Below are 12241 nucleotides of genomic sequence, written 5' to 3'. Positions count from 1 at the left end.
GCTCCGGCACCATAGCGTGACGGATCACTGCTGCTGGTCCGATTGGCGGTCCCGCCAGTTGCTTTCGACGGGCCAGACCGAGACCTGTTCACGCACCGTGATGGAGGAACGGGGCAGTTCGACGGCGGGCAGTTGCGGGGAGTCGGAGAGTACCCACGTGTCCTTGGAACCGCCGCCTTGGGAAGAGTTCACGATCAACGAGCCCTCCTTCAGTGCCACCCGGGTCAGCCCGCCCGGCAGCACCCAGACGTCGTCGCCGTCGTTGACCGCGAACGGACGCAAGTCCACGTGGCGGGGCCCGAAGCGGTCTCCCGAGAGGGTGGGCACGGTGGAAAGCTGCAGCACCGGCTGCGCGATCCAGCCTCGCGGATCCGCCAGCACCCGCTTCCGCAAGGCGTCCAGCTCGTCCCGTGAAGCATCCGGACCGATCACCAGGCCCTTGCCCCCGGAACCGTCCACCGGCTTGACCACGAGTTCCTCGAGCCGGTCCAGGACCTGCTCCCGGGCTTCCTTCTCCTCCAGCCGGAAAGTCTCCACGTTCGCGATCACCGGCTCTTCGTGCAGGTAGTACCGGATCAGGTCCGGCACGTAGGAATAGACCAGCTTGTCATCGGCCACCCCGTTTCCAACGGCGTTTGCGATCGTCACACCGCCCGCCCGGGCCGCGTTCACGAGTCCCGGACACCCGAGCATGGAATCGGAGCGGAACTGCAGCGGATCCAGGAATTCGTCGTCGATCCGCTTGTAGATCACGTCCACCCGCTGTTCACCGGCCGTGGTGCGCATGTAGACCCGGTTACCGCGGCAGATCAGGTCCCTGCCCTCGACCAGTTCAACGCCCATCAACCCGGCCAGCAGCGTGTGTTCGAAGTAGGCGCTGTTGAACACACCGGGGGTAAGCACCACCACCGTGGGGTCATCGACCCCGGACGGCGCCGTCTTCCGCAACGCCGACAGCAGACGCCGCGGGTATTCCTCGACCGGACGGATGTGCTGCTGCCCGAACGCCTCCGGCAAACCCTTCGCCATCGCCCGCCGGTTCTCCAGCACGTAGGACACGCCGGAAGGCACACGGACGTTGTCCTCCAGCACCCGGAAGGTGCCCGCCGCATCGCGGACAACGTCGATACCCGACACGTGCACCCGCACGCCACCGGCCGGTTCGAAACCATGCACGGCACGGTGGAAATGCGCGCTCGTGGTCACCAATGCCCGCGGCACCACGCCATCAGCGACCACCGCCATCCGCCCGTAGACATCGTCCAGGAAAGCCTCCAGCGCCCGCACCCGCTGCGCCACCCCGCGCTCGAGGACATCCCACTCGTCAGCCGGAATCACCCTCGGCACGATATCCAGCGGGAAGGGTCTCTCCTCCCCCGCATAATCGAAGGTCACGCCCCGGTCCAAGAAGGTCCGCGCCATCGACTCGGCACGCGCGCTCACATCCGCAAGCGAAAGCTCGCGAAGTGCGCCGTCCACCTGGCCGTAGGACTTTCGGGCAACGGTGCCTGGGGCGAACATTTCGTCGTAGGCGCCGGAACGCGCGGCGGCCTCGGAGTAATCCCGGAATAGCTCTGACATGGGATTCAGACAATCACCTTTTCGATTACGAACGCATTTCGCGTTCTGCATGTTGCGACACCAAGCGTGAACCCGGTTCGCATTTCAGCGCCTGCATGCATCAAGGTTGACGAATGCACTCCAATCGTTTCCCGGCCCCGGTCTCCCGATTGGGAGCCGGGATCGTCATGGCAGTGGCAGCCACTGGACTTGCCTTCATTGTCCATGCCCTGCTTCCCCCCATCCCTGCCATGACAGCCGCTGTAGCGCTGGGTTTGTTAGCTGCAAATATACCGGGCACGGCGGCATGGGCTGCCGGACGCGCCCGCCCGGGCCTCGACTTCGCGGGCAAGCACCACATGCGGGCGGGCATCGTGCTGTTGGGCCTGAAGGTCAGCGTTGTCGATGTCCTCGACCTTGGCTGGTTCGCTCTCGGTCTGATTGCCGCCGTCGTGCTCCTCAGTTTCGCGGGCACCTATGGGCTGGCCCGCTTGGTAAAGCTTCCCCGCGAGGGGGCCCTGCTGATAGCCACCGGCTTCTCCATCTGCGGTGCCTCCGCGATCGGAGCCATGGCCGCGGTACGCCGCATCAAACACCAGGACACCGTCCTGCCGGTTGCCCTGGTGACCCTTTGCGGCACGCTCGCGATCGGCGTCCTGCCCCTGCTCATGCACCCCTTGGGCCTGAGCCCGGAACAATTCGGCGCCTGGACCGGGGCTTCCGTGCACGACGTCGGCCAGGTAGTCGCGACTGCACAGACTGCCGGTCCGGTGGCGCTGGCGCTCGCCGTCGTCGTGAAACTGACCAGGGTGGTCCTGCTGGCCCCCATCGTGGCCGGGGCGGGCCTTGCGCAACGATGGTCCATGCGGCGGAAGTCGCGCAACGGTACGGAGGCGAACGACGACGGCGGTAAGTTTCCGCCGATCGTCCCTCTCTTCGTGCTCGGGTTCATCGCGATGGTGGCCGTCCGTTCCGTTGGCTGGCTCGGTCCTGGCGTGCTGGACGCCGCAGGAGGGCTCCAAGACATCCTGCTCGCCTCGGCCTTGTTCGGGCTGGGTTCGGCGGTCCGCGTCCGCACGCTGTTGCACACGGGTGGCCGCGCCGCGCTAGTCGCGCTTGGCTCCTGGTTCCTTATCGCCATCTTGGGCCTGGGCGCAGTCTTCTTCATGATTAGATAGCTGGGTGTCGAATCACAACTTGGCGCGCGCTGAAGCCGCCACCCGTTCAGCCCTGATCAGCACCCACAGCTACGATGTCTCCCTTGACGTCCGCGAAGCCGCAGATTCCGGCGTGCCGGGGTACACCAGCCGCAGCATCATTGACTTCTCCGCGGAGCCTGGTTCCTCCACGTTCCTGGATTTCATCCACGGCGGCGTGCACAGCGTCTTCCTCAATGGAAAAGGACTCGACGTCGCCGAGGTGGTGGACGGCGACAGGATCCACCTCAACAATCTCCAGGCCGAAAATCAGGTCACGGTCACCGGAACCGCCCTTTACAGCCGATCCGGCGAGGGCATGCACCGCTTCGTCGATCCGGCCGACGGGCAGTGCTACCTCTATACGCAATACGAACCGGCGGATGCCCGCCGCGTGTTCGCGAACTTCGAGCAGCCGGACCTGAAGGCCGAATTCACCTTCCACGTCATGGCGCCTTCCGCTTGGCAGGTGGCTTCCAACGGCGCAGAGCTTGCCCGGACGCAACTGACCAGCGACCCGGCTACGAGCCGCTGGGACTTCGCCACCACCAAGCGGATGTCCACCTATATCACCACCGTCCTCGCCGGTCCCTATTTCCGCGCTACTGACCGCTGGAGCAAGACGCTCGACGACGGCACCAGCCTTGAGGTTCCGCTGGCGCTCTATTGCCGCGCATCCATGCAGGAGTCCTTCGACGCCGCGGAGCTTTTCCGGCTGACGAAGAACGGCCTGGACTTCTTCAACGATCTCTTCGACTACCCCTACCCGTGGGGCAAGTACGATCAGGCGTTCGTGCCGGAGTACAACCTCGGTGCGATGGAAAATCCCGGCTTGGTCACCTTCACGGAGAAGTACGTCTTCACCTCACGGGCCACCGATGCCCAGTACCAAGCCCGCGCCAACACCCTCATGCACGAGATGGCCCACATGTGGTTCGGAGACCTCGTGACCATGACCTGGTGGGACGACCTCTGGCTCAAGGAATCCTTCGCCGACTACATGGGCACCCTCGGCGTGGACAAGGCCACGGACTGGGACACCGCCTGGGTGAATTTTGCGAACAAGCGCAAGTCCTGGGCCTATGTGCAGGACCAGCTGCCCACGACCCACCCCATCGTGGCGGACATTCCCGACCTGGAAGCCGCCAAGCAGAACTTCGATGGCATTACCTACGCAAAGGGCGCTTCCGTCCTCAAGCAATTGGTGGCCTACGTCGGGTTCGAGGCGTTCATTGCCGGCTCGCGACGCTACTTCAGGGATCACGAATACGGCAACACCTCGCTGACCGACCTCCTGGAAGCCCTGGGCACGGCATCGGGCCGGGACCTTGGAACCTGGGCCCGACAGTGGCTGCAGACCTCGGGGATCTCCACCATTGCGGCCGAGATCTCCGGGAGCGGCGATGCCATGGCGGCGGTCACCCTGCGCCAGGACTCCGTGGACCCCATCACCGGCAAGCAGGAGCACCGGCCGCATAGGCTCAGGATAGGTCTTTACAACTTTGACGACGGCGGACAGTTGTTCCGAACCGAGGGCATCGAGCTCGACCTCGACGGCGCCGACACTACCGTGGGCGGACTCGCCGGCAAGCAGCGCCCGGCCCTCCTTCTCGTCAACGACGACGACCTCAGCTATGCGAAGGTCCGCCTGGATGCGGGGTCCGAAGCAACAGTACGTTCCTCCCTGGACCGGATCAGCGATCCGATGGCCCGGGCATTGTGCTGGACAGCCTTATGGGATTCAGCTCGCGACGCCGTGACCCCGGCGGCACTGTACGTCGCCGCCGTCGAACGCTTCGCGCCCGCCGAGCCAGGAATCGGCGTCCTCCTCAACGTTCTCGGCAACGCGGTGACCGCCGTCGAGCGCTACGTACCGGCTCCGCAGCGCGATGAGGTCCGGGAGGGCCTGATGGCTGCCAGCGCGATGCGGTTGCGAAGCTCCGAGCCGGGTTCGGACCAGCAACTCGCGTGGGCCAGGACCCTGGCAGACTTGTCGCGGCATGATGGCGCCTACGTCGAATTCTTCCGCGGCATTCTCTCCGGCATCGTCGTAGTGGACGGGCTGGCGGTGGATGCGGATCTCCGGTGGAGCCTGTGGCAGGCATTGGCAGCGAACGGAGCGGCCACCCTCCCGGAATTGGATGCCGAACTCGCCCTGGACCACACCGCCTCCGGACGCGAAGGCCATGCACTGGCCGCGGCTGCCCGTCCCGATGCCGACGTCAAGACGGCCGCATGGGATGCCGCAGTCAACGACACCGGGCTCTCCAACGAGATTCTGGGCGCGACAATCGCAGGCTTCTCCCTTGCCCCGTCCGGGCTCCTGGACGGCTTCACCGAACCGTACTTCGACAGCCTGGAAGACATATGGCAGTCCCGGAGCATCGAGATCGCGGGCCGGATTGTCCGGGGGCTGTTCCCCTCGGCCCAGGATCTTCAGGCCGGCATGGCGCCGGCAGATCATCCGGTGCTTCGACGCACGGACGATTGGCTAGGCACCCACACGTCAGCCCCGCGGGCGCTCCGACGCATCGTCATTGAGCAGCGAAGCCATTTGTTCCGCGCCCTGGCGGCGCAAGCCGCCGGTGCCCCGCAACGGGAAGCTGTGGCGCTCGAGCGGGGCTGACGCAGGAGCCGGCGATCCCGGGGTGGACTGCTGGCCTTGAACCAAGGGGATCGCCGGCATCGTCTTTAGTTGCAAAGCCCGGCGCTCCGCATGGGCCTTTCTTGAGGACGGTCACCATGAAGATTCCTCGCCCCGTGCTTGCCGTCGCGGCGCTGGGTGCCAGCCTTTTGCTCGGGGGCTGCTTCGGCGGACAACCTGCCGCTCCGGCGCCCGCAAGGCCGCCGGCGAGTACAACGCCCGCCCCAAGCACACCGTCACCCGCGCCGACGGCGACGCCGGTCGCGCCGCCTGCTACCCCACCCGCCGTCGTTCCAGCCACGGTTCCACCCGCAGCGCCAGCCGTCGTTCCGCCACCCCCAGCGCCGCCAGCCGTGGTCCCGCCGCCGGTACCGGCGCCACCGCACATGGCGCCGCCGACCCCGCGGCACCCCAATGGCGGCGACCGCGACGGCGACGATAACGGCGGACCGGACGACGGCGATGGAAACCGCTAGCACGCCGCCTCGCAATAAACCGGCACTATTCGCCGGGCTCTCCTTGGGCACGGCTGCTGCGATAATCGCCGTCGCAGCTTGCAGTTCCGCTGGTCAAAGCCCGGGTTCCCGCCCCGAGCAGTCTGCGGAAGCGCCGTTCGGGTGGTTCACGGCAGCACCGGCCCCGGCAGGCTGGAGAACCATGGACCTCCCGGATGGCACCGGGGTCCTTTCGGTCCCTGCCGATGCGAGTCCTGCGGAAAGCGACCCGGGCAGCGTGTCCGCGGCTGTCTCGTCCCCAACGGGTGAACCTCGGATCTACTTCAACGCCACGCCCCGGCAGGGCAGCGAGTCGCTGGACAATTGGAGCACCTTCAGGATTGATCACTTGGCGGACGAGAACTCCTCGTCGCCCACCAAAATCGCCGAGCGATCCGGAATGGCTTTCCTTGGCGGTACGGGATCCTGTGTCGAGGACAGCTACGTGACCCGCGTCGGCAACAACCAATACCGGGAAATGGCTTGCCTCGTAGCGGGGAGTAAGGGCAGCAGCGTCCTCATCGTGGCGGCTCCCGCCGATTCATGGCCGCTCTACGGTCCGGTCCTGGAACACGCAGTGGACGCGTACCGGGCCGGTTAAGGAGGGAACACCCGCAGTTAAGGAACACGGTGCAGTTAAGGGACACGGTGCAGCCATTCTTCAGTACCGAACTTTGACTGCACCCGCTCCCGGGCTATCGCCAATTCAGCGTCGGTGATGCGGGACTCCGTGGCGCCGTAGCGCTCGGTGAAGACTTCCTGCATGGCTTTGATGATGTCCGTCCGCGCCAGGCCGGTTTGCCGTCGGAGTGGATCCACGCGCTTCTTTGCGCTGCGGGTGCCTTTGTCGGAAAGCTTTTCCTTGCCGATGCGCAGAACCTCCACCATCTTGTCGGCGTCGATGTCGTAGCTCATGGTGACATGATGCAGCATGCCGCCGTTGGCGAGGCGCTTTTGCGCCGCACCGCCGATCTTTCCCTGCTCGGTGGCGATGTCATTGAGCGGGACGTAGAACGCGGTAATGCCCAGTTTTTCCAGGGCAGCCATGACCCACGCGTCCAGGAACGCGTAGGAGTCGGCGAAGCTGATGCCATCGACGAGGCTCTGTGGCACATAGAGCGAATAGGTGATGCAGTTCCCCGCTTCCATGAACATCGCTCCCCCGCCGCTGATGCGGCGGACCACCGTGATGCCGTGGCGGGCAACGCCGTCGGGATCCACCTCGTTGCGGTAAGACTGGAAGCTGCCGATTACCACCGACGGCTCTTCCCAGTCCCAGAAGCGCAGGGTGGGCTTGCGTAGCCCGGCCCCGACCTGTTCGGTGAGGACCTCGTCCAGCGCTACATTGAGGTGGGTGGGAAGGACCGACGGCGGGATGACCTCCCACTGGTGGTCCGCCCACCCGCTCGCCTTGGACAGCGCCCTGCGGACAGCGACGGCGACGGCGTCGGCAGAGAAGCCGAACAGGACAGCGTCCGCGGGCAATGCGGCGGAGACGGCAGCGGAAATCTCTGCCGGCGTCGAACTTTCCGGAAGGCCCGTGAGCGCCCGGTTGATGTCCTGCAGGGCCTCGTCCGGTTCCAGGAAGAAGTCTCCGCTGAGCGAGACGTGCGCGAACTGCCCATCCACGACGTCGAGGTCGACCACCACGAGCTTTCCGCCGGGGACCTTGTATTCGCCGTGGAGCAGGGGATCGGGTTGCTCGAAAGCCATGCTGGAAGTCATGGCTTCCATCCTGCCGGAAAACGCAAAAGCCCGCAGCCACCGAAGATACGGCGGGTGCGGGCTTTCACAGAAGCTTGGAGGTGAAGTTGATTACTTCTTGCCGCCGAAGCCCTTGAAGCGAGCGTTGAAGCGCTCGACGCGGCCTGCAGAGTCCATGATGCGCTGCTTGCCCGTGTAGAACGGGTGGGACTCCGAGGAGATTTCGACGTCGATGACCGGGTAGGTGTTGCCGTCTTCCCACTCGATGGTCTTGGAAGAAGACACGGTGGACTTGGTCAGGAACTTGACGCCGGAAGCCAGGTCGTTGAATACAACAGCTTCGTACTTCGGGTGGATATCAGACTTCATAATGGGACCTTTGTTCACGCAGCTGGATTTTGCCAGTTGCCAGGTATGAATGGAGGTGGTCCGTTGCTTCCATTTGCAAATTTCAGCGGTCGGGCCAACAACCAATCATAGCGGAAACCGCAGGGCCAAACGAACCGAGGTCAGCCGCGGGGGCGGTCTCCTCATTGGCCGCGCCTGTCAGGAGTGCCTGCAAGTGTCCTGGCTAGTTTGCTTCCCTGTAGTCGTGGTGGACGTCGTTCGGCAAGGACTCTGCCTCGCGTGAGCGGAGTTCTGCTTTCAGCTTCCGCGTCTTCTGGATCTGTATTTCGTTGAGTATCAGAGGAATGAGCACAAAGAGCGGGAAGACGAGCCGCCCGAAGACAGGGAGGTCTTCGAGAAAGATCGCCCAGAACATTGCGAAGACGAATACAGCACTATAGATGTACCGGAAGACAAGCATGTTTCTCCTCGTGCGTTCTGCGCAGTCGCGGGCTGGCACGGGTATGGCCCCGGCTCCAGGATTCCAAATCCTGGATCCGTAGCAACCCCACAGGAGAAGCCCTGAGCTGGACTGCCAGACGTTTCCGATGTTGCGGACGATGTCAGCCTCCCAGCCGTACATGGCGACGACCGGGTATGGAATCCACTGGATCGAGGGATCCGCGACGATTGGATAGGCAGCACCGTTGGTGTTGACGTGCTGGGTGATTTTGGGCCCGTTGACGGTATACGACGTCGGGAGCTTCTTGCCGTTGGAGTCGAGTGCCCATGGGGCACTGATGAATGGAATCACGATGCGGGCGGACTGGTTGCGGAGCTGCACGCCGCCGTCGTTGGTGAGTTCTGCGACGTACCCGTCCGGGATCGACATGGAGAAGTCCGCGGAAGCTGCCAGTGCCGCGGTTCCCGGGAGCAACTTCTTCAGTGCATTCATCAAGTTGTCCCCTAACCTCTGATTGACTTGGAATCAGCAACGCCAAAGGTGATAGCCGTCTTTCACTTTATTTTGCGGCGTCGACGGAAACGTCATCCTCGGGGACTAGATTGTGCGCCGATTCGGTTTTGCCTGGTCCACCTATCGGATGAGCCGGATAACGACGCTCAGACCCTTCGCGCCGCAGGCGTGCCCGACCGGGGCAGAGCGCCGGCTGTTGCTTGGCTCGCCCGTCTAGTGTTCGACGGGTCGGAATCGCGGGCTCGAGTTGGCGAAGAGACAGCAGACCCCAGCCAAAGAATCATGCTGCACTTTGTCTCAGAAGTCCGCATGTGGAGCGGTGGATCCCACTTCAGCTGTACGAGGCCACGCCGACCTGCGCCGAGATCGCAATGGAGGGTCGGAGCGGCTAGCGCACCAACTGGGTCTCCTCCTCCAAGTGGCCCAGCTTGTCCGGGTTACGCATGGCGAAGATCCGCGCGATCCTGCCGTCCTCCACCACCAGGCTGATGAGCGACGGACCGCCTGCTTCGTCGTCGATCCGGATGCCGAGGCCGCCGTTGAGCCAAAGCAGAGCGATTTTCGGGTTGAGCGCGGCCTCTGGGAAGGACCGCAGCAGATTTGTCACCTTCTTCGCACCGTACACCGGCACCCGAACCGCCTGCGCGATGCCGCCGCCGTCGGCGATGAGTACGACGTCCGGCGCCAACACATCCATCAAGCCCTGCACATCCCCGGTGGTGACCGCCGCCAGGAACCGTTGGACGACTTCCTGCTGCTCGCTGCGGTCCACGCGCATGCGGGGGCGGCGGGCGGCCACATGAGAGCGCGCACGGCTGACGATCTGGCGCACGGCGGCCGCTGACTTGCCCACGGCCTCGGCAATCTCCTCGTAGGGCACGTCGAAAACCTCCCGTAATACGAAAACCGCCCGCTCCACAGGGGTGAGGGATTCGAGAACCGTGAGCATGGCGATCGAGACGCTTTCGGCCAGTTCCACGTCCTCGGCGACATCCGGCACGGTGAGCAGGGGCTCGGGCAGCCATTCCCCGACGTAATCCTCCCGCCGTCGTGACAGCGTGCGGAGGCGGTTGAGCGCCTGGCGGGTGACGATACGGACGAAATAGGCCCGCGGGTCACGCACCTCCGCGCGGGCTCCGGTGCCCAGGTCAGACCACCGCAGCCAGGCCTCCTGCACCACGTCCTCGGCATCGGCGGCGGAGCCAAGCATTTCGTAGGCGACGGTGAAGAGCAGGCTGCGATGAGTGACGAAAAGGTCCAAGCTGTCGGCGGCGCCGGAGCTACTCATGCCCGCCACGCTACCGCGCGCCGCTTCGTGCCGCGAGCGGCTTCAAGCCACAGGCATCCGCGAAACCCTCGGACTCAATGCCCAGGGCGACGTTGCCGCGGGTCGTGAGGTTGGCAAAGCCGATAACGCTGGTCAGCTCAACCAGGCCCGGTGAGCCGAGCTGCTCCAGCAGCCGGGCAGCGAGCTCGTCAGTGACCGTTACGGGGGTCGTACTCATCGCTTCGGCATATTCCAGCACGTCCCGCTCCAGGGGCGTGAAGACCCCGGAATCACGCCAGCGCGGGATCTGCTGTGCCTTTTCCAGGTCGAGGCCGTGGTTGTGGGCCATGAAGTAGTTGTAGTCCAGGCACCACGTACAACCGATGAGTGAGGCCACGGCCATGTGCGCGTAGGACTTCAGCGACTCGTCACACCTGTTCCACTTCTGCAGCTTCTGTCCGAAGCCCATGGATGCCTTGAGAACGGGCTGGTTGTGCCACGTGACGCCCAACGATTCCGGGACTTTGCCAAACATCTTCGCGCTGAATTTCTTGATGAGTGCGCCGTAGAAACCGGTGATCTCTGCGGCCGGGATCCTGCTGGTCATGACTCCTCCTGCGGGTCTGTTCTGGGTCCTACGACATGAAGACACCGCCCGCGCCCGATCTGTGACAGCGACGTGACGCCAGAGGGCGGCGTCCACCTGATCTGATAACTGTCCCCGCCCGCGTAGCCTAGGGCTAACGATTATTGGGGGGAACCAGTGAATTTAAGTCCAGCCTTCAGTGTTATTGGGGTTCTGTACGCGATCGTCACGTTCGTGCTGGCCGGACTGGCGGTGTACGCCCTGGTCCTCGTCATTGTTTTCCTTCGGCTGCGGATCGCCGAGCTGAAGCAGGCGGCACGGCGCAAAGACGATCCCCTGCGGTGATGACTCGAGCAAGCGAATGACCCGGTCAGGACGCGTCAGGGCTGCCATGGGATATGGCGACGGACACAGCGAGCAGCTGATCGGGATGGTGCTCACCGATCGGCAGGAGCCGGTGGTCGTCGCGACCAAGGCCTCGCCGAAGAACAGGCAATGGCCCGCGGCGGCCGATACGCCGGTCTCGGAGGCCTTCCCCAAGGGCTATCTCCGCGAGTGCACCGAGGCGAGCCTCGCACGGCTCGGCACGGACAGCATCGACGTGCAGCAGATGCATGTCTGGGCACCCTGACCCGTCTCAGATTTTCCTTCGTGCCATTCGTTACCTCGTCGCGTAGAAGGCGACAGCCGACGACGCAGCAACGTTCAGCGAGTCGACGCCGTTCATCATCGGAATCGTCACGCGGGCATCAAGTAGTTGATCTGTCTCGGGCTTCAGCCCGTCGCCTTCGGTTCCGAAAACCAGCACCAGGTTTTGATGATCCTGGGCCACCAGCTCATCCAGAGTGATGGCTCCCTCCCCCAGGGACATGCCTGCCACGAAGTAGCCCGCCTCTTTCAGCTGTTCGATGCTAGCTGGCCACGGGTCGACCCTTGTCCACGGCACCTGAAAAACTGTGCCCATGCTGACCCTGATCGAGCGCCGGTACAACGGATCGGCACACTGAGGTGACACCAGCACGGCGTCGACGCCAATGGCCGCGGCTGACCTGAACACGGCTCCGACATTTGTATGGTCGGTAAGGTCCTCAAGCACTGCGATCCTTGATCGCCCTCGTGCACGAACGCAATCGGCGAGAAGTTCCTCGAGGGGCACCGGTGCGGGGCGATGCATGGCCGCCATGGCACCGCGGTGCAGGTGGAATCCGGTGATTTCCTCGAGCAGCGAAGCTTTGCCGACGTAGACCGGGACCTCCGGGAACTGTTGGAAGACGTCGTCGAGGTCTTCCAACCATTTCTCCGCCAGGAAGAAGGAACGGGGTTGGTGCCCGGCCGCGAGGGCGCGTCGCAGGACCCGTGACGACTCTGCGATGTACATGCCCTCAGCAGGCTCGCGGAGCTTGCGGAGGTGTACATCCGTCAATTGCGTGTAGTCGGCAACGCACGGATCGTCGGCCGACTCGAGGTAGTGGAAAGTCACGGGGTTC

13 protein-coding genes are annotated in these 12241 nt (G+C 64.2%); 6 read left to right on the top strand and 7 right to left on the bottom strand.

Annotated elements, in window-relative coordinates; all coding sequences use genetic code 11:
* Positions 1–24 precede the first annotated feature (24 nt).
* Positions 25–1581 carry a circularly permuted type 2 ATP-grasp protein gene (locus tag AC1DJB_RS09505; RefSeq protein WP_059389248.1) on the bottom strand — a complete coding sequence of 519 codons (1557 nt, stop codon included), beginning with the start codon at positions 1579–1581 and terminating at the stop codon, positions 25–27.
* 113 nt (positions 1582–1694) lie between these two features.
* Between AC1DJB_RS09505 and AC1DJB_RS09500 the strand changes: the two genes are divergently transcribed.
* From AC1DJB_RS09500 to AC1DJB_RS09485, 4 genes are all read left to right on the top strand, one after another.
* Positions 1695–2738: a YeiH family protein gene (locus AC1DJB_RS09500; RefSeq protein ID WP_441437886.1), complete on the top strand. Its 1044-nt coding sequence runs from the start codon at positions 1695–1697 to the stop codon at positions 2736–2738.
* Positions 2739–2742: 4 nt separating this feature from the next.
* The gene (gene pepN / locus AC1DJB_RS09495) at positions 2743–5382 is read left to right on the top strand and encodes an aminopeptidase N (protein ID WP_476910159.1); all 2640 of its coding nucleotides are present in this window, start codon (positions 2743–2745) and stop codon (positions 5380–5382) included.
* A gap of 116 nt (positions 5383–5498) precedes the next feature.
* Positions 5499–5876 (top strand): hypothetical protein, encoded by a 378-nt coding sequence (locus tag AC1DJB_RS09490; RefSeq protein WP_441437884.1) that lies wholly within the window; start codon positions 5499–5501, stop codon positions 5874–5876.
* 181 nt (positions 5877–6057) lie between these two features.
* Positions 6058–6495 (top strand): hypothetical protein, encoded by a 438-nt coding sequence (locus AC1DJB_RS09485; RefSeq protein WP_441437883.1) that lies wholly within the window; start codon positions 6058–6060, stop codon positions 6493–6495.
* Between the two features lie 35 nt (positions 6496–6530).
* Here AC1DJB_RS09485 and AC1DJB_RS09480 read toward each other — a convergent pair whose 3' ends face one another.
* The 5 genes from AC1DJB_RS09480 to AC1DJB_RS09460 form a co-directional block, all read right to left on the bottom strand.
* Complete coding sequence (locus AC1DJB_RS09480) at positions 6531–7628, bottom strand: lipoate--protein ligase family protein (RefSeq protein ID WP_370872639.1); 1098 nt, start codon at positions 7626–7628, stop codon at positions 6531–6533.
* 81 nt (positions 7629–7709) lie between these two features.
* On the bottom strand, positions 7710–7967 hold the full coding sequence (locus AC1DJB_RS09475; protein ID WP_009358283.1) for a type B 50S ribosomal protein L31: 258 nt from the start codon (positions 7965–7967) through the stop codon (positions 7710–7712).
* A 202-nt stretch (positions 7968–8169) separates the two neighbouring features.
* Positions 8170–8880, bottom strand: coding sequence for a hypothetical protein (locus tag AC1DJB_RS09470; protein WP_476910158.1), 711 nt, complete (start codon positions 8878–8880; stop codon positions 8170–8172).
* Between the two features lie 409 nt (positions 8881–9289).
* Entirely contained in the window at positions 9290–10189 is a 900-nt protein-coding gene (locus AC1DJB_RS09465; protein WP_441437881.1) for an RNA polymerase sigma-70 factor, read from the bottom strand.
* Positions 10190–10199: 10 nt separating this feature from the next.
* Positions 10200–10775, bottom strand: coding sequence for a carboxymuconolactone decarboxylase family protein (locus tag AC1DJB_RS09460; protein ID WP_441437880.1), 576 nt, complete (start codon positions 10773–10775; stop codon positions 10200–10202).
* A 156-nt stretch (positions 10776–10931) separates the two neighbouring features.
* Here AC1DJB_RS09460 and AC1DJB_RS09455 point away from each other — a divergent pair, with 156 nt between their 5' ends.
* Positions 10932–11099, top strand: coding sequence for a hypothetical protein (locus tag AC1DJB_RS09455; protein WP_284752806.1), 168 nt, complete (start codon positions 10932–10934; stop codon positions 11097–11099).
* Positions 11100–11115: 16 nt separating this feature from the next.
* Positions 11116–11385, top strand: a complete 270-nt coding sequence (locus AC1DJB_RS09450) for an aldo/keto reductase (protein ID WP_441437879.1) — start codon at positions 11116–11118, stop codon at positions 11383–11385.
* Positions 11386–11415: 30 nt separating this feature from the next.
* Here the strand turns inward: AC1DJB_RS09450 and AC1DJB_RS09445 are convergent, their stop codons facing one another.
* On the bottom strand, positions 11416–12234 hold the full coding sequence (locus AC1DJB_RS09445) for a TrmH family RNA methyltransferase (protein WP_441437878.1): 819 nt from the start codon (positions 12232–12234) through the stop codon (positions 11416–11418).
* Between the last annotated feature and the right edge of the window lie 7 nt (positions 12235–12241).

The sequence above is a fragment of the Arthrobacter sp. 01T428 genome, assembly GCF_056398685.1.
The sequence above is the reverse complement of the archived record's forward strand: the minus strand, read 5'-3'. Positions and strand labels throughout refer to the sequence as shown.